This window comes from Nocardiopsis sp. NPDC049922, from assembly GCF_040660275.1.
GTDB lineage: Bacteria > Actinomycetota > Actinomycetes > Streptosporangiales > Streptosporangiaceae > Nocardiopsis.
In genome coordinates this window covers 140,225-164,280 of record NZ_JBFAME010000003.1, presented here as the reverse complement: position 1 = coordinate 164,280, position 24,056 = coordinate 140,225, and the positions used below count along the sequence as shown (strand labels likewise).

Annotated in this window: 22 protein-coding genes and 1 CRISPR repeat array; of the genes, 10 read left to right on the top strand and 12 right to left on the bottom strand. The window is 70.5% G+C overall.

Features of this window, described 5'->3' with window-relative positions; translation table 11 throughout:
- Window positions 1-232: 232 nt before the first annotated feature.
- On the top strand, window positions 233-1,408 hold the full coding sequence (locus AB0I72_RS07395; protein WP_358564583.1) for an AMP-binding protein: 1,176 nt from the start codon (window positions 233-235) through the stop codon (window positions 1,406-1,408).
- Here AB0I72_RS07395 and AB0I72_RS07390 read toward each other — a convergent pair.
- From AB0I72_RS07390 to AB0I72_RS07380, 3 genes are read right to left on the bottom strand one after another with little or no spacing between them, the layout of a single operon-like run.
- Entirely contained in the window at window positions 1,312-2,202 is an 891-nt protein-coding gene (locus AB0I72_RS07390) for an ABC transporter permease (protein WP_358564049.1), read from the bottom strand. The genes AB0I72_RS07395 and AB0I72_RS07390 overlap by 97 nt on opposite strands.
- Before the next feature lie 2 nt (window positions 2,203-2,204).
- Window positions 2,205-2,894 (bottom strand): ABC transporter ATP-binding protein, encoded by a 690-nt coding sequence (locus AB0I72_RS07385; RefSeq protein ID WP_358564047.1) that lies wholly within the window; start codon window positions 2,892-2,894, stop codon window positions 2,205-2,207.
- Between the two features lie 49 nt (window positions 2,895-2,943).
- Window positions 2,944-5,205, bottom strand: coding sequence for a polyprenyl synthetase family protein (locus tag AB0I72_RS07380; protein ID WP_358564045.1), 2,262 nt, complete (start codon window positions 5,203-5,205; stop codon window positions 2,944-2,946).
- Window positions 5,206-6,292: 1,087 nt separating this feature from the next.
- Here AB0I72_RS07380 and AB0I72_RS07375 point away from each other — a divergent pair.
- Together AB0I72_RS07375 and AB0I72_RS07370 are read left to right on the top strand one after the other, a co-directional pair.
- Window positions 6,293-7,708: a sigma-70 family RNA polymerase sigma factor gene (locus tag AB0I72_RS07375; protein ID WP_358564043.1), complete on the top strand. Its 1,416-nt coding sequence runs from the start codon at window positions 6,293-6,295 to the stop codon at window positions 7,706-7,708.
- A gap of 154 nt (window positions 7,709-7,862) precedes the next feature.
- Window positions 7,863-8,225, top strand: a complete 363-nt coding sequence (locus AB0I72_RS07370; RefSeq protein ID WP_358564041.1) for a hypothetical protein — start codon at window positions 7,863-7,865, stop codon at window positions 8,223-8,225.
- 47 nt (window positions 8,226-8,272) lie between these two features.
- Here AB0I72_RS07370 and AB0I72_RS07365 read toward each other — a convergent pair whose 3' ends face one another.
- From AB0I72_RS07365 to AB0I72_RS07355, 3 genes are all read right to left on the bottom strand, one after another.
- Window positions 8,273-8,635, bottom strand: coding sequence for a GntR family transcriptional regulator (locus AB0I72_RS07365; protein ID WP_358564039.1), 363 nt, complete (start codon window positions 8,633-8,635; stop codon window positions 8,273-8,275).
- A 118-nt stretch (window positions 8,636-8,753) separates the two neighbouring features.
- Window positions 8,754-9,140 (bottom strand): hypothetical protein, encoded by a 387-nt coding sequence (locus AB0I72_RS07360; RefSeq protein WP_358564037.1) that lies wholly within the window; start codon window positions 9,138-9,140, stop codon window positions 8,754-8,756.
- A 121-nt stretch (window positions 9,141-9,261) separates the two neighbouring features.
- Window positions 9,262-10,515: a transposase gene (locus AB0I72_RS07355; protein WP_358564035.1), complete on the bottom strand. Its 1,254-nt coding sequence runs from the start codon at window positions 10,513-10,515 to the stop codon at window positions 9,262-9,264.
- A 207-nt stretch (window positions 10,516-10,722) separates the two neighbouring features.
- Here AB0I72_RS07355 and AB0I72_RS07350 point away from each other — a divergent pair, with 207 nt between their 5' ends.
- Window positions 10,723-11,334, top strand: a complete 612-nt coding sequence (locus tag AB0I72_RS07350; protein WP_358564033.1) for a TetR/AcrR family transcriptional regulator — start codon at window positions 10,723-10,725, stop codon at window positions 11,332-11,334.
- 120 nt (window positions 11,335-11,454) lie between these two features.
- Window positions 11,455-12,237 (top strand): sporulation protein, encoded by a 783-nt coding sequence (locus tag AB0I72_RS07345; protein ID WP_358564031.1) that lies wholly within the window; start codon window positions 11,455-11,457, stop codon window positions 12,235-12,237.
- A gap of 72 nt (window positions 12,238-12,309) precedes the next feature.
- On the opposite strand, the gene AB0I72_RS07340 is transcribed toward AB0I72_RS07345, so the two are convergent.
- Both AB0I72_RS07340 and AB0I72_RS07335 read right to left on the bottom strand, forming a co-directional pair.
- The gene (locus tag AB0I72_RS07340; RefSeq protein WP_358564029.1) at window positions 12,310-14,091 is read right to left on the bottom strand and encodes an ABC transporter ATP-binding protein; all 1,782 of its coding nucleotides are present in this window, start codon (window positions 14,089-14,091) and stop codon (window positions 12,310-12,312) included.
- A 31-nt stretch (window positions 14,092-14,122) separates the two neighbouring features.
- The gene (locus tag AB0I72_RS07335) at window positions 14,123-15,136 is read right to left on the bottom strand and encodes an ABC transporter permease (RefSeq protein ID WP_358564027.1); all 1,014 of its coding nucleotides are present in this window, start codon (window positions 15,134-15,136) and stop codon (window positions 14,123-14,125) included.
- A gap of 166 nt (window positions 15,137-15,302) precedes the next feature.
- Here AB0I72_RS07335 and AB0I72_RS07330 point away from each other — a divergent pair, with 166 nt between their 5' ends.
- Window positions 15,303-15,620, top strand: coding sequence for a DUF2180 family protein (locus AB0I72_RS07330; protein ID WP_358564581.1), 318 nt, complete (start codon window positions 15,303-15,305; stop codon window positions 15,618-15,620).
- A gap of 49 nt (window positions 15,621-15,669) precedes the next feature.
- On the opposite strand, the gene AB0I72_RS07325 is transcribed toward AB0I72_RS07330, so the two are convergent.
- Window positions 15,670-16,602, bottom strand: coding sequence for an NAD-dependent epimerase/dehydratase family protein (locus tag AB0I72_RS07325; RefSeq protein WP_358564025.1), 933 nt, complete (start codon window positions 16,600-16,602; stop codon window positions 15,670-15,672).
- 128 nt (window positions 16,603-16,730) lie between these two features.
- Between AB0I72_RS07325 and AB0I72_RS07320 the strand changes: the two genes are divergently transcribed.
- Both AB0I72_RS07320 and AB0I72_RS07315 read left to right on the top strand, forming a co-directional pair.
- Window positions 16,731-17,417 carry a TetR/AcrR family transcriptional regulator gene (locus tag AB0I72_RS07320; RefSeq protein ID WP_358564023.1) on the top strand — a complete coding sequence of 229 codons (687 nt, stop codon included), beginning with the start codon at window positions 16,731-16,733 and terminating at the stop codon, window positions 17,415-17,417.
- Window positions 17,418-17,524: 107 nt separating this feature from the next.
- Window positions 17,525-17,736: direct repeats of the CRISPR family, unit length 29 nt; unit sequence GGGTCCATCCCCGCGTGCGCGGGGAGCAG.
- Between the two features lie 673 nt (window positions 17,737-18,409).
- A complete protein-coding gene (locus tag AB0I72_RS07315; RefSeq protein WP_358564579.1) occupies window positions 18,410-19,294 on the top strand; it encodes a DUF4184 family protein in 885 nt (294 codons plus the stop codon).
- Window positions 19,295-19,407: 113 nt separating this feature from the next.
- On the opposite strand, the gene AB0I72_RS07310 is transcribed toward AB0I72_RS07315, so the two are convergent.
- Window positions 19,408-19,737, bottom strand: coding sequence for a hypothetical protein (locus tag AB0I72_RS07310; RefSeq protein ID WP_358564021.1), 330 nt, complete (start codon window positions 19,735-19,737; stop codon window positions 19,408-19,410).
- Between the two features lie 181 nt (window positions 19,738-19,918).
- On the opposite strand from AB0I72_RS07310, the gene AB0I72_RS07305 reads away from it, so the two are divergent.
- Together AB0I72_RS07305 and AB0I72_RS07300 are read left to right on the top strand one after the other, a co-directional pair.
- Window positions 19,919-20,770 carry a helix-turn-helix transcriptional regulator gene (locus AB0I72_RS07305; protein WP_358564019.1) on the top strand — a complete coding sequence of 284 codons (852 nt, stop codon included), beginning with the start codon at window positions 19,919-19,921 and terminating at the stop codon, window positions 20,768-20,770.
- On the top strand, window positions 20,673-21,023 hold the full coding sequence (locus AB0I72_RS07300; RefSeq protein ID WP_358564017.1) for a DUF397 domain-containing protein: 351 nt from the start codon (window positions 20,673-20,675) through the stop codon (window positions 21,021-21,023). Before AB0I72_RS07305 ends, AB0I72_RS07300 begins: the two co-directional genes overlap by 98 nt.
- A gap of 62 nt (window positions 21,024-21,085) precedes the next feature.
- Here AB0I72_RS07300 and AB0I72_RS07295 read toward each other — a convergent pair whose 3' ends face one another.
- Window positions 21,086-22,888, bottom strand: coding sequence for an ABC transporter substrate-binding protein (locus AB0I72_RS07295; RefSeq protein WP_358564015.1), 1,803 nt, complete (start codon window positions 22,886-22,888; stop codon window positions 21,086-21,088).
- 79 nt (window positions 22,889-22,967) lie between these two features.
- The gene (locus AB0I72_RS07290) at window positions 22,968-23,993 is read right to left on the bottom strand and encodes an ABC transporter permease (protein ID WP_358564013.1); all 1,026 of its coding nucleotides are present in this window, start codon (window positions 23,991-23,993) and stop codon (window positions 22,968-22,970) included.
- Between the last annotated feature and the right edge of the window lie 63 nt (window positions 23,994-24,056).

The following is a 24,056-nucleotide window of genomic DNA, read 5'->3' as shown; positions in this document are numbered from 1 at the left end:
ACGGGGACACGGGGAACGGTGTGGACACGGGGGACCGCGTCCACGCGTCGACCCTACGCATTGTGCCAGGCGAGCGGGGACGTGCGGGCACACCCCCTGTTCCCGGCCCCGTGGGGACTCCGGAAGGCTACTCAGGCGTAGGCTGTCCCGCGTGGCAGACGAGACACCAGGAATATTCCCCGGACCGACGGATCCGCCCGAGGTCGGCCGCCCCCTCCGCGCCGTCAGGGGCCTGGACCCCGGGCGTCTGGGCGACCTGGTGGCACGCGCCCTGGGCGGGGACGGCCCCGCCCTGCTGCCCATCCCCGACGGGACCCCCGACGCCCGCGTGAGCGAACTCCTGTCCGCGATGCGCCCGTCCTCCCTGCTGACCCCCGACGGCGTCACCGGCCTCGACGGCGGGCCGCCGGTCCACGCCGACACCGCGCTGGTCGTCACCACCTCCGGGTCGACCGGACCGCCCAAGGGCGTGGAGCTGTCCGCCGCCGCGCTGCGCGCCTCGTCCCGCGCGTCGGTCGAGCGCGTCGGCGCGTCGCACGGCGACGCGTGGCTGTGCGTCCTGCCCGCCGGCCACGTCTCCGGCCTCCAGGTCATCCTGCGGGCGCTGGCCACCGGCAGCGAGGCCGTGCACGCGCCGTTCGACGTCGACACCGTGACCGACCTGGCCTCCCGCCTGCGCCCGCACGTGTCCCTGGTCCCGACCCAGCTGCGCCGGCTCCTGGCCGCCGGGACGGACCTGTCGGTGTTCGGCGCCATCCTGCTGGGCGGGGCCGCCGCCGAACCCGCGCTCCTCGCCGCGGCCCGCGACGCCGGGGGCCGGGTGGTCACCACCTACGGCATGACCGAGACCTGCGGCGGCTGCGTCTACGACGGCCTCGCGCTGGACGGGGCGCGCGTGCGCGTGGACGGCGACGGCCCCGGCGCGCCCGGACGGATCCTGCTGTCGGGCCCGATGCTGCTGACCGCCTACCGGCTCGCCCCGGGCGTGGAGCCCGATCCCGGCGCGCTGGTCACCGACGCCGACGGCCGCCGGTGGCTGCGCACCAACGACCTGGGGCGCGTCGACGGGAGCGGGCGGCTGAGCGTGCTGGGCCGGGCGGACGAGGTCGTCAACACCGGCGGCCACAAGGTGGTGCCCGGTCAGGTCAACGACCTGGTCCTGGCGCACCCGGCGGTGGCCGAGTCGGTGGTCGTGGGCCGGCCCGACCCGGAGTGGGGCCAGCGCGTGTGCGCGGTGGTGGTCCCCGCCGACCCGGCCGACCCGCCGACGCTGGAGGAGCTGCGCGCGTGGGTGCGCGAGCGACTGCCCGCCTACGCCGCGCCGCGCGAGCTGGAGGTCCGCGGCGCGCTGCCGCTGCTGGCGTCGGGCAAGCCCGACCTGGTGGCGCTGCGCTCCCCGACTGCCTGAGCGCCCGGGGCCGCCCGCGGCCACCGGAACGGGGACCTCGTCCGGTCGCGCGTGCTCACCCGGAACGCGACCGCCGCCACGAGCACCGCGCACACGAACCACAGCGGTCCCAGGAACAGGTGGGCCACGGGCACGGAGTCGAGGAACCCGGCCGCGACGCCGGTCTGCATGGTGCCGTAGGTGGGCAGGAACCTGACGACGTCGCTGTCGGAGGCCGGGTTGGACACGGGGTTCTGCAGGCCCATGTCGATGATGGACAGCATGATGATGCAGAACATCCCCTCCAGCTCGCCCCGCAGCACCGCCGCCAGCATCACCCCGATGCCGCCGAAGGCCAGCGCGGCGCCCAGCAGCGACAGCCACAGCGTCACCGGCTGCTCCGGAACCCAGTACACGCAGATCACCGCCACCGCGTAGGCGCACACCAGCGCGGCGGCGACCAGGAGCGCGGTGAGCTTGGCCGCGAGCAGGTGGGCACGGGGGTACCCGGCCATGGCCAGGCGCGCGTCGAAGTCGGCGGACCGGAACGTGACGATGAACATCATGAAGCCGACGATGAGGGTCACGGCGTTGATCGCGCCGGAGATCTTGCTGACGTGGTTGCCGTGCACGACCACGGTCTCACCGGTCGCGCGCAGCAGGAAGGACACGTCGGCGTCGGCGATCACCAGGTAGACCAGGGTGATCCAGGTCGGGATGAAGAACACCACGAGGACCAGCGCCAGCCGGTTGCGCAGGTGTTCGAGCAGGGCGTGGCGGGCGGCCGCGGTGTAACGGGTCCAGGCGCGTCGCACGGTCAGCCCCCCGCCACGGCGACGGCGCCGGGGACGGTGACGCCGCCGGGGACGGCCGCGCCCGCGTGCGCGGCCTCGCGGTCACCGTCGACCAGGACGCCGCCCTCCAGCCGCCACAGGGCGTCGAAGCGGGCGGTGTCGAACGCGATGTGCGAGACGACCAGGACCGAGCGGCCCCGACGGCTCAGCTCGGCGGCCAGCGCCCAGAACCGCTCGTAGGTGTCCCAGTCGAAGCCCTGGTAGGGCTCGTCCAGCAGGAGCAGCGGCGGATCGTGCATGAGCGCGAGGGTGAGGTTGAGCTTCTGCTGGGTACCCCCGCTGAGCGTGCCGACCCGGTGGTGGAGGTACTCGGCGTAGTGGAGGACGTCCATCAGCTCGTGGGCGCGGTCCAGTGTGGGCAGGTCGTAGGCGACCTGGAACAGGCGCAGGTGCTGGGCGACGGTGAAGGCCGGGTTGAGCACCGTGTGCTGGGGGCAGTAGCCGAGCCCGCCGGGGTGGTCGACGGTGCCGTGGTCGGGTGCGAGGCGTCCGGCGAGGATGCGCAGCAGCGTGGACTTGCCGGAGCCGTTCTCCCCGACCACTCCGGCCAGGCATCCGGGCGGAAGTTCCAGGCGGACGCCGCGCAGCACGTGGTACCGGCCGTAGGACTTGTGCACGTCGACGACCGTGAGGTACGGCAGGGAACCGGACATACGGGGGACCTCCTGGTCCGATGGGGTGGTCGGGCGGATCGACACGGGGCTACTCGGCCTCGCGCTGGGCGCAGTAGTGGCCGAGCGCGCGCATCATGACCGTGTGCCAGCTGGGCGCGACGAGGTCCCGGAGGGGTTTCCAGGCCTCGTCGACCAGCAGGCGCGCCTCGTCGGTGCACGCGTCGACGGCGCCGTGGGCCTTCAGGTCCGCCACGACCCCCGCGACGGTGGCCTCGTCGGCGTCGCCGCCCCTGACCTCGTGCCAGATCTCGCGCATGCGGGGAGTGGGAACGCGCCCCACCGCGTGCGCCAGGGGCATGGTGACCTTGCCCGCGTGCAGGTCCTCGGCGGTGTGCTTGGTGCGTCGGCGTCCGCCCGAGGCGTCCACGGCGGTGACACCGCGCAGGTCCATGACGTCGTCGCTGATCTGGTAGGCCAGTCCGACCGTCTCGAAGTAGTCGCCCGTGGCGGCGATCACGTGCTCGTCGGCCCCGGCGACCAGGGCGCCCATCTCCGCCAGTCCCGCGACCGGGACGCCGGTCTTGAGCCGGTGCGCCGTGCGCAGGCGGCGCAGGACCCGGGACGCGTCACCGGCGGCCACCGCCGCGTCCATGGCGGTGGCGTGACCGGCGATGTCGAGGGCCTGTCCGGCGTGCCCGGCCCGGAGCACCCGCAGGTAGGTCTGGTACACGCGCAGCCGGAGACGGTCGTCGTCGGGCAGGACCTCGCGCAGCACCCGGTCGAAGGCGAAGTAGGCCGCGGTGCCCGCGTTGATGGCGGTGGGTTCTCCGAAGACGGTGTGCACGGACTCGCGGCCCCGGCGGATCGGTGACGCGTCCTGGACGTCGTCGATGACCAGGCATCCGGTGTGCATCAGTTCGGTGGCGGCCAGGAGGGGTCGGTACCGCTCGCTGTCACCGCCGCACATCTCGGTGACCGCCGCGACGACGTAGGAGCGCCAACTCCTGCCCAGGCCGCGGGTCGCGTGGCGCATCGGCTCCACGAGCGAACCGTGGAGATCGTCCGCGACGAGGGCGTCCAGCCGCCCGGGACGGTCCTCGGATCCGGCGACGCTGGCCAGCGTGTGGTCGGGGCCCGCGGAGTACAGGCGGTCGATCTCGTTCCGGGTCACGGCGCGGACCCGGGTCACGTACCGCTCGAAGTCCCCGATCCGGTTGGACGGGAACACCTCGCAGACCCCGCGCCCGCGCACGGGCCGCCCCGCCATGGTCCCCTCGACGGTGACGTGTGCCTCCAGCATGCCCGAGAGCAGGATCAGGGAGCGGACCTCCTGGTGGGGGAACCACGCCCGTGCGCCCAGGCGCAGATCCAGATCGGGGATCTCCACCTCCCAGGCCGTGCCGTAGGAGTTCAGGGTGGCCAGGGACGTCCAGGAGTCGGTGGCCCGGAGGCGGGCGGGCGCCTGGACCCGGCGTCCGTCGGGTGACACCGCCACGGCGAACGCCTCCTCCGCCCGGGTCCGTCCACCGGCCACGTCGGCGCGCCTCGGTTCGCGGACGGACACCTCCCAGCCGTTGTCCAGCCGCAGTCCCGCCCACGTCCACTCCGGATCATCGACCGGTGGGGGGCCGTCCAGGCGGTGCCGGGTGTCGCCGAAGGCGTGCTCGTACCAGCCGTCGCCGCGTACCGACCGCGTGTGCTCACCGGCACGGACGGTGCCGGTCACCGCCAGGCGTGGAATGAAGGGGGCGTGCGTGGTGTCGCCGCCGCCCCGGAGACCGGCGTGGGGGAACGACGCGTGGACGGCGGGCTTGAGGGGTGTCAGACGGAGGGCGAAGCCCGATCCGGCCCCGTCGGCCTCCGCCAGGTAGTCGTCGCCGTCCTTGCCGAGCCGGGCGACCCCGTAGTCGAGGTCGAGCCGGGTCGGGGCCACCTTCACGGGACCGGGCAGGGCGTGGTCGGGCCGGAACCCGCGCCCCTGTTCCAGGGTCTCGGTGAGCGCGCTCCGCACACGGGCGTCCATGCTCCGGTCCGTGGCCGCCGCGTCGCGGACCAGCCGCACGGCCCCCTCGTCCAACCACGACTCGCCGACGTGTGCGGCGGCGCCGGGGTCGCTGCGGAACCAGACGACGGCGTGCGCGTCCAGGGGTGATCCGTCGGGGGTGGGAACGCGGTGCCGGACGAAGGAGAAGACCAGCCCGAACGCGCCGTCATCGGCGTCCAGGTGCGCGTTGAACCACCACCGCTCCAGGCCGGGGGACTGACGCGGGATCTCCAGGGTCGCCAGGTCGGGCGACTCCCCTCCACCCGCGTCGTCCGAACGCACCGGTCCCGTCAGTGACTGGGTCATCAACTCTCCCTCATGCGCGGCACGCGCGACGTGTGGTGGATCCCGAACGCACCCGATTCGGCATGGAATTTCGGGCAACGGCGGAGCGGGTCTTGGGGTTATCCGAATTCGTGGATCAGCGTACCGGAACGAAGAATCGTCATCAATTCTGCGGCGGAACCCCGGACCTCACGGCTCAGAATTCGCGGCTTTTGCCGGAGTTTCCCGACCTTCCGCGCTCCGCCACCCCGCCCACAGGAGGACACATCACCGACAGCCGCCCAGAAACGCCCATGACATGGGCATTGGTGACCACGGCGCACCACGCCTCCCCCACCGGGGAAGCACCACACGCGGGAGCACCCGGGGGTCGGAAGAACATCCACACACGACATTTCCCCAGAGCGAGTTCCATAAGGAAGAAAGCGAACCCCGCGCCCACGATCCCACCGCGCCCACGGAATCCCCCGACCACCCGAAAGGCACGGAAACATGCCGGACGGAAATGATTCGACCACCGTTCGCCGCCCGCGCGAACGCCGCGCCCCGCGGACCGCGCCCGACCCCCGAAGCGCCCCCCTCGGGCCGCCTCGACCCGAACCGGCGTTACCGGGTCACTCCGAACACATGGGACCCTGACCTCAGCGGGTGCCCCAGCCCAGGCCGATGGCACCCGCACCAGGTGGGACCTGGGAACACGGCCGGACCACGCCCTCCGGGCCCGCGCGCACCCCACGCGCCGTGTCCGGACAGGTCGGGGAACTTCCGGACGTGTCCCGACGTCTACCTGTGTATCCGGTCCCCCGGCCCCTCTTTCCCAAGGAGGTCCGCAGTTGGCGAGAGCCATCGGTCCACTCGTTCCCGGCCCTGCGCCCTCCCCCGTGCCCGACCCGTGGGGCCCCTGTCGCCCCGCGCCGGAAACGAGCCCTCTTACCCGCTCCCGGACACGCATGGCCACCGATCACACCGTGATCCATACCACTCCCTTCGATATCCAATCGAGACAGGGAACATTTGACTCCCCGACACGTTGGACATATTGGCGCGTCCAGTCGGCGGGAACCCTCCGCCACGTGCCACACGTCATGGAAGGGAGGGAGGTGTCCAGATGACGAGCACCGCCTCAGCCGCTTCGGCCCCCGCCGCCGAAGTCCCCGCAGGCACGGCTCCGAACCAGGAGACCGCCGCCCAGGCGGCTCTGTCCGACCTGATCACACGCGGGCGCTCTCAGGGACACCTGTCCCTCTCCGAACTGCGTACCGCTTTCTCCGCGGCCGGGATCTCCGCTCCCGACAGCCGCTCCATCCTGCGTGAACTCACCGAGAACGGAGTCCGACTCGCCAACGGGGGCGACGACTCCGCGCCGGTGGCCGATCCTGACGCCGAGGACGACGTGCTGGAAGACACTCTCATCGCGACGGTGCCCGACACCGACGAGGCACCCAAGGCCGCATCCGGCAAGGTCGCGCCCCGCAAGGGCAAGGGCCCCTCCACCCGGAGGAAGGCCCGCTCCACGCGGCGCGCCAAGAAGACCGAGACCACCCAGGCCACCACCGATCCGGAGACCGGTGAGGCCGATCTCGACGACCAGTCGCCCGCCATGGGCGACTCCGTCCACACCTACCTCAAGGCCATCGGCCGCCGCCAGCTCCTCACGGCGGAGCAGGAGGTCGACCTGGCCAAGCGCGTGGAGGCCGGGCTGTACGCCGAGTACCGCCTGGGCCTGCACGGCGAGGTCGACGGCTCGGTGCCGATGGCCGAGGCCGAGATCGAGGAACTGGAGTGGGTGGCCGAGGACGGCCGCCAGGCCAAGTCCCACATGCTCGAGGCCAACCTGCGCCTGGTCGTGTCGGTGGCCAAGAAGTACAGCGACCGGGGGATGTCGCTGCTGGACGTGGTCCAGGAGGGCAACCTCGGCCTGATCCGGGCCGTGGAGAAGTTCGACTACACCAAGGGCTTCAAGTTCTCCACCTACGCCATGTGGTGGATCCGCCAGGCGATCCAGCGCGGCTTCGCCGACTCCGCCCGCACCATCCGCCTGCCCGTGCACGTCCTGGAGCTGCTGAGCAAGGTCAGCCGACTGGAGCGCGACATGCACCAGGCGCTGGGCCGCGAGCCCACGCCGGAGGAGCTGGCGCTGGAGCTGGACAAGACCCCGGCCCAGATCGAGGAGCTGCTGCGGGTCACCCGTCAGCCGATCAGCCTGGACTCGACCATCGGCGAGGACGGCGAGACCCGGATCGGCGACCTGATCGAGGACGTGGACGCCTCGGAGGCCTCCGAGGTGGTCGACCGCCAGCTCATGGCCGACCAGCTGCGCAACGCCCTGTCCGACCTGGAGCCGCGCGAGGCGACGATCATGTCCCTGCGGTTCGGCCTCATGGACGGCCGGCCCCGCACGCTGGACGAGATCGGCAAGCACCTGGGCCTGACCCGCGAGCGCATCCGCCAGCTGGAGAAGCAGTCGCTGTCCAAGCTGCGCCACCCGAGCCGCGCGCAGCAGCTGCTGGACTTCGCCAGCTAGCCCACACGCCGCCGGGCGAGACGCCTCGGGGCCGTTCCCTCACCGGGGAGCGGCCCCGTCGTGTGTCCGGAGCGCCGTGGCGGGTCAGGGACAACCCGGAGATCTCCCTGACTTGGGGCCCGATCCCGCTCACGCGTCCTGCGGAAATGCGACGATGGACGCCATGACGGACCTTCCCTCACGACGGCAGGACGAGATCGCGGCCGCCCTGCGCGCCGGTCGCGAACTCGGCCCCGAGTACGACGACGCCCTGGCCGCGTCCCTGGTGGAACGGATCGACGACACCATCGACGAACGGGTGCGCCACCACGTCGCCGAACAGCTCGGCGAGGCGCCCCAGACCCGTCGCGGGATGTCCGGCAACACCGCACGCTTCGTCCTGGCCCTGGTGACCCTCGGGCTGAGCGTCCCGCTGACCGCCATGACCGCCACCCTGGTCGGGGGCGACGCCGTGGCGTTCCTCTGGGCGGGGATGATCATCTTCTACATCGTCGTCGTCAGGGGCCTGAGCCGCTGACCGACGCGCCGGGTTACCGGTCCCGGTCGGTCGTGCCGAGCGCCCGCTCAGCCCTCCAGGGCGGCGCGCAGGATCTCGATCGCCTCCTCGGGGTCGAGCCCGACCCGTGAGATCACCTCGGCGTAGGCGCGCGCCGCCGCCAGGGCCTCGGCGCGCTGGTCGTCGCCCGCGGCGGCCACGAAGGTCCCCGACCGGCCGCGCGTCTCGACGACACCGGCCTGTTCCAGCTCCCGGTAGGCGCGGGCCACCGTGTTCACCGCCACGGACAGCTGCCCGGCCAGCGCCCGCACCGTGGGCAGCCGGTACCCCACGGGCAGATCGCCGTTGGCCGCCGCGATCGCGACGACCGTCCGAATCTGCTCGTAGGGCGGTACCTTCGACGTCGGATCGATGCGGATGAACTCCGCCATCACCTTCTGCTCTCCCCACCAGGCTCCATCCCCGCGTGCGCGGGGAGACCGTGTCCGGTCAGCCGAACCCCAACCTACCCGGCCCGGCGGAACCCACCCTCATCGGCGGGGACGGCGTTCAGCCGACCGGACGCGGGACCCGCTGGACGCCGTGCAGGCGGTGGTCCTCACGGGCGGTGAGCAGGCGCTCGGCGACGCGCGTCGCCTCCCGGACCTCGGGTCGGGCCAGGCGCTTGCGGCGGTGGATCCGGTCACGGTAGCCCCGGACGCCGATGAGCACCCGCTCACGGGCGTAGGCGGCGCGCATGGCCTCGGTCAGCACCCCGTCCAGGACCAGCCCGAGGTGGCGCAGCTCCGTCGCCGAGGCGTGCCGCTCGTGCGCCTCGGCCAGGGCCGCCTCGGCCTCGGCGACGCGCTCCAGGAGTTCGGGCAGCCGCGCGGCCTCCTCCCGGTCGTGGGCGAGGCTCTCACGCGCCTGCGTCCTGGTCTGCTCGGTCAGTGCCATGTCCGATCTCCATACCCGTGTGCCGTCGGTCACGCTTCACTCTAGGTTGACTGCTCCCCTCCCTGAAAGGAAGGGGATGCTCATCACCCTTCCCACCATGGGACCTGCGGGGATTCCTGGCTCAGGCCGCCCGAACGTCCAGCGGACGTTCGGGTCCTCCGCCCTCGACACCAGCCGGGGCCAGACCCGCCCGGACCAACACCACGTGCGCGGAGTTCTTGTCCCTGGGACGCGAAACCCCGCACGCGGTGCAGGTGTACGTTCTCTCCGACAACGGCAGGCGGTGCTTGGCTCTCGCACCACAGTCGCCGCAGTCCATCGTCGTGTGGGCAGGGCGCACCAAGCGCACGTCCCGGCCGTGCTTGCGACCCATCTCCACCAGAGCGCGCTTCGTCGCGCCGATCGCCGCGTCGGCGGCCTTGCGCGCCATCGAGGACTTGGCGAGGAACTTGGGTTTGAAGTCCTCGACCGCGATCGCGTCATGGTCACGCACGACTCGCTTGGCCCACTTGCGTGCGGTGTCCTGGCGCTGGCGTGCGACCTTCGCGTGCGCTTTGGCGGCCCGCTTCTTCGCTCGCTGGTAGCCCTTGGACGCCTTCTGTCCTTTGGGTGGCTTGCGGCGGGCCATCATCCGCTGGTACCGGGCCAGGCGTCGGGCGGCCCGCCGTCCGTGTTCGGCGTGCGGCAGGTCGTGCTCGTCCGAGGTGGTGGTCGCCGTCTCGGCCACGCCCCAGTCGACGCCGATCACCCGCCCCGTCTCCGGCAGGGGCTCTGTTTGGGCCGGGACCACGAACGAGCAGTACCAGTGGCCCAGACCATCGCGGTAGACCCGCACGCTCGACGGCTCGGCGGGCAGCTGGCGCGACCACACCACCGTCAAGCAGATGCCCCCGGCCAGGCACAGCTGCCCCTCTTTGAGGCGGAACCCGCGCCGGGTGTAGTTCAACGTCGGACGCGCCGCGTGTTTCCGCTTGAAGCGGGGCATCCCGGCACGTTGACGGACGGGTACCCGGTTCTGGATGTCCTTCAAGGCCTTGGAGCGGGCTTTGGAGAAGTCGCGGATCGTCTGTTGCTGGGGGACCGACCCGCCCTCGCGCAGCCACCCCCGGGCCGCACGCCACCCGGTCAGCAGTCTGTCCAGCCGGGCCTGGCCGCACTCCTCCTTGGCCTTGTGTGCGGCGCGGGATTCGGCCACGCACTGGTTCCACACCCACCGGCACCGATCCCACTCACCCGACAGGGCCCGGCGGGCGGTGGACGACACACGCAGCCGGAAGGTGTACCGGGCATACCCAGCCTCCTGGCCTGTGTGTGGTGGTGTCGTCACGATCGGCAATCTAACGGGAAGCCCCGACAGGGAAGGGAGAATCCCCATCCGATGTGAGACACCTCACTCTGGTCGACTTGGCCGTCACCACGCCCTGAGGCGGAGAGGCTCCGATTCCTCCCCAGCACGAAGGCCGAGGCATCCTCGGAGAAAACTGGTGACGTGGATCATCTCGCGACCGGTTCCGCGCGTCGAAGACGGCCACCGGCGCGCCGTACCGCCACGCTGTCGGTGCACATCCCCGAAAGGACAACCGTGAGCAGGAACTACGCCGGACTCAGCCGGGAGCGCATCATCGTCGAGGCGCTGCACATCATCAGCGGACGCGGGCTGGGCGGCCTGTCCATGCGGCGTCTGGGCGACGCCCTAGAGGTCGAGGCGATGGCGGTCTACCACCACTTCCCCCTCGGCAAGGACCAGTTGTTCAACGCCATCGCCGCCTACGTCACCTCGCCCGCCGGCACACCCCTCGACGACGCGGCGGCCGAGGAGGACGGCGGCCCGGACACGGCCGAGGCGGTGGACCCCGGCCCCTGGGACGCCCGGCTCACCGACTGGGCCCACACCTACCGCGCCCGCCTGCTGGAGCACTCCGGCGCCCTGTCCCTTCTGGTCCACCGTGCCCCGCGCACACCCGTGCAGGGAGCCACCCACGCCCTCGTGCACGGCGCGTTCGAGGAGGCGGGGCTGCGCGGCGACGACGTCGAGAGCGCCGCCGACGCCCTGTACTCCTACTGCATCGGAGCGGTGGTCCACGAGGTGCGCCACCAGGACGACGAGGACGCCCCGGACGCGGCCGAGCGCGAGGCCCGGTTCGGGTTCGGCCTGCGGGCCCTGCTGCGGGGGCTCGCCCACCCGCAGGCGTGATCCCGGTGACCGAGCGGAACCAGGGGCGGCCGCCGGTCGTCTGAACCAGGGGGAACAACGCCGTCGAACCACGCTCCTCGGACCGTCGCCCCACGGTCGGGCGAGCTAGAGAGCACATCCATGGTTTTCAAACGCATTCTCGCCGGCATCGGTGTCGGCGGAGCCTCGGTGGAGACGACGCTGCACACGCCCACCGTGCAGCCCGGCGGCGTCGTCCGGGGGACCGTGCACATCCAGGCGGGCGACGTCGAGCAGCGGATCGACGAACTCACCGTCGGCCTGGAGTCCCGTGTCGAGGCCGAGTCCGGTGACCACGAGTACTCGCGCAACGTGGAGTTCCAGCGCGTGCGTGTGGGCGGTCAGGCGGTGATCGCCCCGGGGCAGAACTTCCAGGTGCCGTTCGAGCTCCACGTCCCCTTCGAGGCCCCGCTCACGAGCGTCCGGGGCCGCCGCCTGTTCCCGATGAAGGTCGGTGTGAACACGCGTCTGAGCCTGGCCGGGGCCGTGGACCCGGGTGACCTGGACCCGGTGGAGATCGAGCCGCTGCCGTCGCAGCTGGCCTTCCTGGACGCGCTGGACCGGCTGGGCTTCCACTTCAAGCACGCGGACCTGGAACAGGGCCGAGTGCTGCGCACGCGTCAGACGCTGCCGTTCTACCAGGAGATCGAGTACTACTCCCCCCGGCAGTACCAGGGCCTCAACGAGCTCGAACTGACCCTGGTGGCCGACCATCAGGGGATGGACGTCGTCCTGGAGCTGGACCGCAAGGGCGGCCTGTTCTCCGAGGGGAGCGACACCTACCACCACGTGGCCGTTTCCCACGAGGAGGGCGCCAGCCGCGACTGGGCGGGCTACCTGCACCAGTGGATCGACTCCCTGGCCGGGCGCAGGCGAATGTTCTGATCGCGGCGGTCCGGGGCGCGGCCACCGCCCCGGGCCCGTGTTCCCCCGGCGGTTCGCCGGACGGTCGCCCGGTCAGCCCCCGTTCGCGCGGAGACGGGCCCGTTCGGCGCGGTGGCGTCGGGCCTCGTCCGGATCCAACACCGGCGCCGCCGCGAGCAACTGACGCGTGTACTCCGAGGACGGCGACTCATACACACCGTCGCTGTCACCCATCTCCACGACCTCGCCCTGACGCATCACCGCCACCCGGTCCGAGACCTGCCGCACCACCGCCAGATCATGCGCCACGAAGATGTACGTCAACCCGAAGTCGTCCTGCAACTCCGACAACAACTTCAGCACCTGATCCTGCGTCGACACGTCCAACGCCGACACCGGCTCGTCACAGATGATCAACTTCGGCTTCAGGATCAACGCCCGCGCGATCGCGATCCGCTGCCGCTGCCCACCCGAGAACGCGTGCGGGAACCGGTTGTAATGATCGGGCGAGAGCCCCACCCGCTCCAACAACTCCCGCACCCGCGCACGAATCTTCCCGGTGTCCCTCTCCCCCTGCACCCGCAGCGCGGTGCCGATCGCGTCCCCCACCGTCACCCGCGGGTTCAACGACGAGTACGGGTTCTGGAACACCATCTGCACATCCCGCCGCAACGGACGCAACTCCCGCTCGGACATGTGCGTGATGTCGCGGCCCTCGAACTCCACCCGGCCCCGGGTCGGCTCCAGCAACCGCATCACCATCCGCGACAGGGTCGACTTACCCGACCCCGACTCCCCCACGATCCCCAGCGTCTCCCCCCGGTACAGATCGAAGGAGACCCCCTTGACCGCCCAGAAATCCGACGCCCGACCCCACAGACCACCACGCACCTTGAAACACTGCGCCACATCCTCCACCCGGGCGAGGAGTTCGCGCTCCGCACCGGCCGGTTCGACCGCTTCGGCGGGTTCAGCCGCCTCGGCGGGTTCGCGCCTGCTCTTCCTCCCCTCCCTCGCGGCTCGGTCGGCGCGGTCCTGGGCGCGGCGCTGGGCCCGTGAGACCTCCACCCGCGGCACCGCCGCCAACAGAGCCTGCGTGTACGGGTGCTCGGGCGCCGACAGCACCGTGCGCACATCACCCCGCTCCACCGCCACACCGTGACGCATCACCACCACCTGGTCCACCGACCCGGCCACCACCGCCAGGTCGTGCGAGACCAGGATCAACCCCATGTCCAGATCACGGCGCAACTCGTCCAACAGGTCCAACACCTGGGCCTGCACCGTCACGTCCAACGCGGTGGTCGGCTCATCGGCCAGCAACACCTTGGGGTCGCACATCAACCCCATCGCGATCACCACGCGCTGACGCATACCCCCCGAGAACTCGTGCGGGTAGGAGTTCACCCGCCGGGACGGGTCCGGGATGCCCACCCGCTCCAGCGACTCGATCGCCCTGGCCCTGGCCTGCGCCCTGGACGCCTTGGGGTGGTGCACCCGAAACGCCTCGACCAGCTGGTTGCCGATCGTGTACTGCGGATGCAGCGACTGCATCGGGTCCTGGAACACCATCGCGATGTCGTTGCCGCGCATCCGCCGCAGCTGCCGGTCCGAGGCCGCGACCACGTCCTGGCCCGCCACCTCGATCGCACCCGAGATCCGCGCCCGGCTCCCCCGGTGCAACCCCATCAACGCCAGCGAGGTCACGCTCTTGCCCGAGCCCGACTCGCCCACGATCCCCAACGCGCCACCACGCGGCACCTCGAAGGACAACCCGTTCACCGCGTGAACGTCACCGTCCATCGTCGGGAACGTCACCCGCAGGTCGTCCACCCGGACGACGGACTCGGCGGGTTCGGACGGGGTCTGGCTCATCGGGCATCCTCTTCGTTCCTCGGGGCGGGTGCTAGTCGTGGATGCGGACACGGGGGTCGATGAGCGGGTACACCAGGTCCACGACCAGGCTGGCGACCACGATGAAGAACGCGCCGACCAGGGTCACGCCGAGGATCACCGGGAGGTCGCTCTGGGTGATGGCCTGGACGGCGTACCGGCCGATGCCGTTGAGCGAGAACACCTGCTCGGTCAGGACCGCGCCGCCGAGCACCAGGCCCAGGTCGAGGCCGAAGATGGTGACGATCGGGGTCAGCGTGGGCCGCAGCGCGTGCTTGAGCACCACCGTGCGTTCGCTGAGCCCCTTGGCGCGGGCGGTGCGGATGTAGTCCTCGCCGAGGGTCTCCAGCATGCCCGCGCGGGTCTGTCGCGCGTACATGGCGGCGTGCAGGAACGCCAGCGTCAGCCACGGGAGGAACAAGCCGACCGCCCACGCCGCCGGGTCCTGGATCAGGGGCACGTAGCGCGGCGTGGGGAACCAGTCCCAGGCGTGCACGGGGAAGGCCAGCGCCAGCAGACCGGTGAAGAAGATCGGCAGGGACACCCCGGCGAGCGCCACGCCCATGGCGATCCGGTCGAAGACACTGCCCTTCCACACGGCCGAGACCACCCCCACGGCGATACCCCCGATCAGCCAGATGACGCCCGCGCCGACGGCGAGGGACACGGTGATCGGCAGGCGGTGGACGATCTCGGTGAAGACCGGCTGGTAGGTCTGGAAGGAGTAGCCCAGGCACGGCGCGGGGCACTCGACGACGTCCCGGCCGAACTGGTACTCGGCGCCGACGAAGATCCCCTTGACGAACTCCCAGAACTGGACCGCGATGGGACGGTCCAGGCCCAGCCGGTCGATGGTCGCCTGGATGGCCTCCGGGGTGGGGGCGCGGCCGACGTACATGGTGGCCAGCTGCTCGGTGGTGCGCCCCGCCCACCGGGGGACGACGTAGAAGATGCCGAACGTGACCATGGTGACCACGACGAGCAGCAGGAGGCCGGCGCCCAGGCGGCGCAGGATGTAGGTCAGCAAGGCGCGCTCTCTCGACAGGGGCTCGGGCGGGGGCCGACCGCGGCACGTGCCGCCGGGGCCGTGGTGACCGCCCTCGAAGGGGACGTGTCCACGGTGGTCACGCTAGCGGAACGTGTTCGGTCGATCACGCATACGCACCGACACGCGTCGGACGGCGCTCTCCCTCATGCGGGCCCCCGGCCAGAGGTGTGACCAGAGGCCGGAGGGGCATGCGAGAGATGAGGGGGTTCCCGTCAGGCGGCTGACCAGGGATGAGGAGGTGACGGACGTGGAGTGCTACGACTGTGCCCGACAAGGGCGGACCGCCTCCGCCGTCGCGGTGTGCATGAGGTGCGGAGCCGGGGTGTGCGTCGACCACGCGCACGAGACTCCGGTGGAGGTCCGCCGAGCCGCGAACCCGGGACAGAGTGAGATGCCCGATCCGGCCCGCCACATCACCTGCCCGGTCTGTTACCACGCCGAGGGACTCGACCACGGCCGTTGACCGACGCGCGGGGGCCACCGCCGTGGCCCCGAGGCGGTGAGCGTCGGGCTCAGTCCGCCAGGCGCTCGCGCCACCAGGCCACCGTCTCCTTCAGGGCGGTCTCCAGCGGCGTCGGGGCGACACCGAACGTGTTCTGGAAGTCGGTGGAGTCGGCCACGAACGGTCGCGTGAACTGGTAACGGACGTCCTCCAGCTCGCGCAGCATCGGCGAGACGAGACCGAGCGTCCGCACCAGCCAGCGCGGGAGGACGTCGACCCGCGCCGTGTCCAGGCCCGCGATCTCCCCGGCCACCTCGGCGATGTGGCGCGCGCTGACCGGAGGAGGGGAGGGCACGTGCCAGGCGCGTCCGAAGGACCTCTCGTCGGTGGCCGCCACGCTCAGCGCCTCGGCCACGTCATGGACGTAGGTCCACGTGTGCGGCTGGTCCGCGTCGTAGACGAAGCTGGCCGCCCTGCCCCGGAGCAGGCGGGGGAAGAACCGTTCGCCGAAGTGCGTCTGGTCCACGCATCCCGGGCCGAAGTAGTCCCCCGCCCGAACCTCCGTCACGCGGATCCGGCCCGCCTCGTGGGCCGCGAGCGCGTCCCGCCACATCCGCACGCGCGTCCGGGCCTTGGCGCTGGGCGGGTCGAGCGGGTCGGACTCGCGCATCGGACGGGTCGGCGGCGCGTAGACGTAGAGGTTGCCGAGCAGGACGTAGTCCGCGCCGGTGTCCTCCGCCGCGCCGAGCAGGGAGGCGGCCAGGGGCGGCCAGTCCGTGGGCCAGCGGTGGTAGGCCGGGTTCGCGCAGTTGTACAGGACGTCGGCCCCCCGGACGATCTCGGTGAGACGTGTCCGGTCGGAGGCGTCGGCCGCGATCCGCTCCACCTCGTCGGGCCCGCGCCCGGAACGGCTGACGAGGGTGACCTCATGCCCCTTGCGGTGCAGAGCACTGGCCAGCGGGGATCCGATCTGTCCAGCTCCGACGACGACGTGACGCGCCATGAGCGTGTCCTTTCACTCTCGCACGACGAGATCAGTGATCTCCTTCGAGAGCAATGCTCTCGCTTGTGAGGCGCCATGTCAAGAGCACTGCTCTCGGTTGTGATCGCCGCTCTGTTAGGCTGCACTCCATGAAGGCAAGTCAGACCGCCCGAGAGCGCGCCCGCGCCGAGCTGACCAGCGAGATCACCCGGACCGCGCGCCGCCACCTCGCCACCGAGGGCGCCGCCGGGCTCTCCCTGCGCGCCGTCGCCCGCGATCTCGGCATGGCCTCCTCCGCCGTCTACCGGTACTTCCCGTCCAAGGACGAGCTGCTCACCACGCTGATCATCGACAGCTACAACGCACTCGGCCGGGCGGTGGAGGAGGCCGACGCCGCCCGCGACACCTCCGACTTCCCGGGACGATGGCGGGCCTCGTGCCACGCGGTGCGCGACTGGGCCCTCGCCCACCCGCACGAGTACGCCCTGCTCTTCGGCTCACCCGTGCCCGACTACCGCGCACCGCGGGACACCGTCGGCCCCGCCTCCCGCAGCACCGCCGTGCTCGCGCGCATCGTGGTGGAGGCACACCGCGCGGGTGCGCTGCGCGCGGCGGAACGGCCGCACCCGGACGCGGGACCGCTGAAACTGTCCCCGACCGTCCGTGAGCTCTTCTGCGACAGCCCCGAGGAGGTCGTGGCCCGTGCCCTCTCCGCCTGGACGAGCCTGTACGGCTGGATCGGTTTCGAGGTGTTCGGCCAGCTGGACGGGGTGCTGGAGGGCCGGGAGAGCGCCTTCTCCCGGCACGTGGCGTACCTCGCCGACGTGCTCTTCTAATCCGATGGCCGCAGGTTCGAATCCTTCCGGGTGCGCCACAAAACCCCAGGTCAGACGGGATCCGCGAGTCGAACAGACGAGGCGCGGGGCCCGGATACGGGCCTGAAAGGTCCATCCCCGCGTACGCGGGGAGCAGCATCTTCGGTGTGGCGCCCTCCTTGACCACCCGGGTCCATCCCCGCGTGCGCGGGGAGCAGGAGGACGCGAAGCCAGCGTTGCGGGAGATCGCGGGTCCATCCCCGCGTGCGCGGGGAGCAGCACGACGACAGCATGTGGCTGCGCCGCCCCGAGGGTCCATCCCCGCGTGCGCGGGGAGCAGACTTCCTGACCTGGCCCTTCACTCTCCCCGGCAGCCCAAATCTGCAAGTTGTTGAAAATCAGACACAAGAAACAAAGATGAGCAACAACACACATCAAACCCCATTGACCGCAGAACCCTACTCGTCGCTGAAGGACCCACCCACCTCCAATCACCTCACATCGTCCACGGGATGACAACCTCGCGAAGTGCCATCGGACGCCATCGTGCGGCCGTTTGTACTCCGTTCGTGTTCTTCAGTTATGGACTGACACGACACCCGGCGGCATCATGCAACCTCAGACGGCATGACGGATCGGGTGGGGCGACACGAAGTTCGACGGGGTACTGGAGGACCGGGAGAGCGCCTTCTCCCGGCACGTGGCGCACCTCGCCGACATGCTGGGGCTCGCCGAACGACGAGGGGAGCGGTGAACCCCGCCGATCCGATCCTCGGAAAGGGCCGTGCCCGAACCGCGGTTCGCCACTCCCTCGTGGTGCCCAGTGATTCGCTGAGGACGCTCTCGGCACGCGGCTCCATCCCCGTTCACCGCACCGACCAGGCTGGATATCCTTCCGAGGAGATCCCCGTCCGCGCCCCTGCCCGTGCTCCAGCCAGGGGGTCGCCCGCTGGACCAGGGAGGCGGTCCGGCCACAGATCCGACCATCCGATCAAAGGAGCGATCCCGTGCCGATGACGCTGGCGCACCCCGCAGCCGTCGTCCCCCTGCTCCGACGCCCCTTCGTTCCGGCGGCGCTCGTGGCCGGCGCGATGGCACCGGACCTGCCCTACTTCCTGCGCGTCCCGGTCTCCGCCCAATCCTGGTACGAACCGTTCACCAACGCCACCGCGACCCACTCCCTCATCGGCATGATCCTGCTCGACCTGCCGATCACCGCCGCCCTCCTGCTCGGATACCTGCTGATCCGTGACCCCGTGGCCGCGCTGCTGCCCGCGCGCCTGGTCGGCATCCCCCGCCAGCCCCGGCGGGAGGGCTGGGCCGTGTTCGCGTTCTGGCTGCTGGCCTCGGCGGTCATCGGCGTGGCCACACACCTGGCATGGGACGCCCTCACCCACGGCGACAGCGCCGTGGTCCAGAACGTCGCGTTCCTGCGCGCCGACGTCGTCGACGGACTGACCTGGAACCGCCTGCTCCAGCACCTCAGCTCGGTTCTCGGTCTGGCGGTGCTCGCCATCGTCCTCGTGCGCCGATGGCGCGCGACCGACCCCGACGCCGAGGAGGTTCGCTCCGCGACCGGGGGCCTCTCGCCCCGTGGCCGTCTGTTCGCCGTCGCGGCGCTGGGCGCGGTCGCCGTCCTGGGGGCGGTGTCGCTGTGGAGCCGTGAGGCGGCGGACGAGATGTACGGGGACGTGAGTGTCGAGTACGTGCTGGCCACCCTCGTCAAGGGAGGCGGAGCCGCCCTGCTCGCCGGGATTCTGCTCTTCTCCGTGGTGTGGCACCTGTCCCGGCTCTCGACCCGGGACCGCCGCACGCCCCCGTCCGTCGCACCGGATCGGGGGAACACCGTGGCCCGCGACGGCGCGCCGGAGACCGACGACCTCGGTGGCTCGGCCTGATCCTCGCACCGCGCCGCCACCGGGGAAGGGGATAGGGTCAGATACGGACCGGTTCGGCCCTGCTTGTCTCAGGGCCGAACCGGTCTCGCGTGTTCGGGGGCTCTCATTCGTGGCTACTCACCCGCGAGCCGGTAGGGGATACCGTCCGCCATGGGCCGACCGTCCATCGACACGAGCTTGTAGGTCCGGTTCTTCAAACGCGGGCCGTACACCGCCATGAAGTCCGCACGGGTCTCGTAGCTGTTCACGTTGCTCCGGTCGCACCGCTGCACGACGATCCGCTCGTCCCACACGAGCAGCCAGGCGATGATCTCGGCGTCCTCGGCCTGGTAGTCCATCCTGGCCAGGGCGAAGAGGCGCGGCCTGGACTCCAGGCACATCGCGGTCACCGCGTCGTCGAGGGCGTTCTCCGCCAGGACGGCCGAGATCGGCTTGTGGTCCATAGTTCCTCCGCAGAGTTATCGAGGGGTTCTCAGCAAGTCAGCGGCTGGGGTGCCCATCGAGCTTGCCAGACAAGAGTAAACTTGTCTGCAAAGCATCGCAATGCGTACTGGCTAGTCACTTTCAGCGAGAACACCAGTTCGCACTAGGATCTGCCCAGTAGCTCATCGAAGGAGGCTGTCCGTGGTTCGAAGCCGCAAGAAGACCGTCCGCGCTCGTGGTCTCGGCGTCGAACTCAAGGAGCTTCGGGCCAACACCGGACTCTCGACGACCAAGGTCGGACAGCTGCTCGGCTGGTCTGCCAGCACGATCAGCCGGATCGAGACCGGCAGCCGTGGCGTGACGAGCGAAGAGGTCGCCGCGATGCTGGTGATCTACAAGCCGGAGCCAGAAGTACGCGATCGGCTCATACAGCTCGCCCGGGAGGTAGACAAGCCTGGCTGGTGGGAGACGGGCGACCCGGGATTGCCATCACAACTCACAGCACTCATCGGATTTGAGAGCCAAGCAAGCCGAATCATTGACGTTTCGATGCTGCTGATCCCGGGTCTACTCCAGACCGCGTCCTACTCTCAGGCCGTGATGCTGGGAGCCGGAATTCCTGAAGCTATCGCACGCACCCGCGTGGCTACGCGTCTCGGCCGCCAGTCGGCATTGACCAAGCCGAACGCACCGGAGTATCGGGTGATGATTGATGAGACGGTTCTTACCCGAATGATCGGTTCACGCGCTGTCATGGCAGACCAGCTGGACTCGTTGATCGGAGCCGCTGCACAGCCCAACATCACAGTCCAAATCATCCCTCGCGACACAGGCTTTCACCGGGGACTGGACGGCCCGTTCGTCCTCATGGAGTTCCCGAAGGCCCGTACGATCGTTCATCTTGAAAGCAAGAGGTCAAGTCTGTTCTTGGACGAACCAGAAGACACAGACGTATATGTTCAGAACGCCATGGCGATCAGAGAGTCTTCCCTCAGCCCAAGCGATTCTCTCGAACTCATGGCAAGGATTGCAGACGAGTACAAGGAACGCTGACCGAATGACAGCTCCCGCCAACTTTGCATGGTTCAAAAGCAGCTACAGCGGATCGGAAACCCACTGCGTCGAGGTAGCGATGCCGGACCCGAGCTGGTTCAAGAGCAGTTACAGCGGCACGGTGTCCGACTGCGTCGAGACCGCGCACCTGCCCCGCCACGTCGCGATGCGCGACTCCAAGCACCCCGACCACCTCCACCTGGTCTTCGGGGCGCGCGAGTGGCGCGCGCTCGTCGCGGCCGTCGACGCCTGACACACCTCCGCCCCGGCCACTGCTGGCCGGGGCGGAGGTCCCTCCTCGTCACGGGACCGGGATCACTCCCTCGTCGTGCCCAGGGACATGTAGTCGTACATCGAGTACCCCGCGTGGTAATACACGTTGGTCAGGTTCGGCGGCCGGTACAGCACCGTCCGCTCGAACACCGCCGGCAGGATCGCGGCCTGCTCCATCGCCCGGCGGTCGATCTGGGTGTAGATCCCGGCGCGCTCGTCGGGATCCTCGATCGTGACGACCTCGTCGAACCACGTGTTGATCTGCGGGTCGTCCAGCTCGGAGATGTTGGCGTTGCCCGCCTCCCGGATCGCGTCGCCGTCCAGGATCTTGCTCATGAACCCGTACCCGCTGGCCCAGTCCGGCGCCCACCCGTAGACGGTCAGCCCCAGGTCGTTGGCGTGCACGAAGTCCGGCGACCCCGCCTGGGTGTTGGTGTAGGTGTCCGACGGGTACTGCTTGATCTCGGCGTCGATCCCCACGCGGGCCAGGGACTGCTGCAACGCCTCGGCCGTGCTCACGTCCGAGGGGCGGTCGGCCCGGGCGCCGATGGCGGTCGAGAAGCCGTCGGGCTGCCCGCACTCCGCCAGCTTCTCCCGTGCCATCTCCAGGTCGCCCTTGTCGTCATCGGACGGGTACAGGTCCATCTCCGGGTCCGACCCGGGCAGCGCGGCGGGCATGATCTGCGTGGCGATGTCGCCGCCGGTGTCGCCGCCCCAGGCGCGTTGCAGCGAGTCCCGGTCGGCCGCGTAGAGCACCGCCTGGCGGCAGGCCAGGTTGTTCAGGGGCTCCACGACGGTGTTGACGTTGACGTAGCGCAGGGTGTTCGTCTGCGGGTTGTCGACGTTGGCGCGTTCGTTCTCGTCCGTGATCAGCGTGCCCTTCATCGCGGGCCCGACACCGGCGCCGGCCAGGTCCACGTCGAGTTCGCCGTTGACCAGGCGCTGGTCGATCTCGTTCTGGTCGACGCCGATGCGCACCTCGATCCGGTCGGGCAGGGCGCGGCGCGTGGGGTCGGTGGCGGCGTCCCACTCCTCGTTGCGGATCAGGTCGAGGGACACGCCGGGCCGGTAGTCCCCGTCGAACTTGTAGGGGCCGGAGGAGATGACGTGGCTCTGGTACTGCTCACCGCGGTCGGCGTCGGGCGGGACCGGCGCCGTCTGCGGCTGGATGAGCACGTACGGGAACTCGGAGAAGCTCGTGTCGAGGCGGAAGACGAGGGTGTGGTCGTCGGGGGTCTCGATGCCGTCGAAGCCCTCCAGCGGGTCCCCGTCGGTCGCGTAGGGGCCCTCGTAGTCCTCGCTGTCGGCCAGCAGCTCCTGGAAGTACTTGGGGCCGTTGGGCAGGGCCTGGGGGCCGAAGTTGCTGCGCGCGATGGCGTACTTGATGTCGCGCGCGGTGATCTCCGAACCGTCCTGGTAGCGCAGGCCCTGCTTGATGCGCACGGTCCACTCGGTGGCGTCCTCGTTGGCCTCCGGCATCGCCTCGGCCAGGTCGGGCTGGAGTTCGGTGCCCTCCTCCCCCGGCGCCTCGGTGTAGGTGAGCAGGGTGCGCGCGTAGTAGCGGGAGAAGTTCCAGCTGAACGCGTAGTAGGTGTTGCCCGGGTCGGGTGAGTCGAAGTCGGCGGAGATGGCGTAGCGCAGGGTGCCGCCGGTGGCGTCGGAGGGGTTGACGATGCTGGTCTCGCCCGCGTTGAACTCGGCGTCCGACATCTCACCTCCTCCGGTGTCAGCGCCGCCGCACGCGGCCAGCAGCAGGGCCACGGCCGTCGTGACGGCCATGGGCGCGCTCGCCCGTCGGCGCCGCCTCCGATGCGGCTCCGCGGGCCTCGGGTGGTGGGTGGTCACCTTGCCTCCTGGTCGGTTACCTGTCGGGCCCGCTGGGAGCACGGCCCGGGGGTCGGGTGGGGGGAGGGGCCGGGGGCCGTCAGTCGGAGGAGCGGGGGTCGAAGGCGTCGCGGAGTCCGTCGCCGAACAGGTTGAAGGCCAGGACGGTGACGAAGATGGCGAGGCCGGGCACGATCACGAAGTGCGGCGAGGTGGTGTAGAAGCGCAGCGCGTTGTCGAGCATGCCGCCCCAGGTGGGGGTGGGCGGGTTGATGCCGACGCCGAGGAAGCTCAGGGCGGCCTCGAAGAGGATGTTGGTGGGGATCAGCAGCGTGGAGTAGACGAGGACGGGGGTGACGAGGTTGGGCAGGATCTCGCGGAAGACGATGTGCGGGCTGCCCGCCCCCAGGCTCCGGGAGGCCTCGACGAACTCGCGTTCCCTGAGGGTGAGGGTCTGGCCGCGGACGATGCGGCCGATGTAGGGCCAGTTGAAGAACCCGATGATGAAGATCAGCACGCCGACCCGCAGGCCGTTGCCGGTGAGTCCGAACGCGCCGTCGGGGATGACGCCGACCAGGGCGATGGCGAACAGCAGCAGGGGGAAGGCCAGGAAGATGTCCATGGCCCGGCTGATGACGGTGTCGACCCACCCGCCGAAGTACCCCGCGGTGATGCCGAGGACCGTGCCGATGAGCACGCACAGCACGGTCGCGACCGTGGCGACCAGGAGTGAGGTGCGCGCTCCGTAGACGATGCGGCTGAACAGGTCGCGGCCGTTGACGGGCTCGACGCCGAGCAGGTGGTCGAGGCTGATCCCGCCCCAGGGGTCGAGTCCCAGCTCGGGGCGTTCGGGGTCGCGCAGGACGCCGCCGGTGAGCGGGTCGACCAGGCTCTGGTTGAACTGGTTGGGCGGGTAGCCCCACCAGGCCGTGAGCAGGGGCGCGAAGATCGCGACGAGGATGAGCAGGACGACGGTGACGCCCCCGGCCATGCCGACCTTGTCGTGGCGGAACCGCTGCCAGGCGATCTGGCGCAGGGATCTGCTCGCGGTGTCGGTTCCCCGGGCGACGATCTCCTCGGGTTCGGCGTGTTGGGACGATTCGGGCGCGTCCAACGGCGCGGCCATGCCCACCTTGCTCTCTGTACGTGGTCGTTCGACTACGCACAGACTGCCCGAGGCGCGCGGACG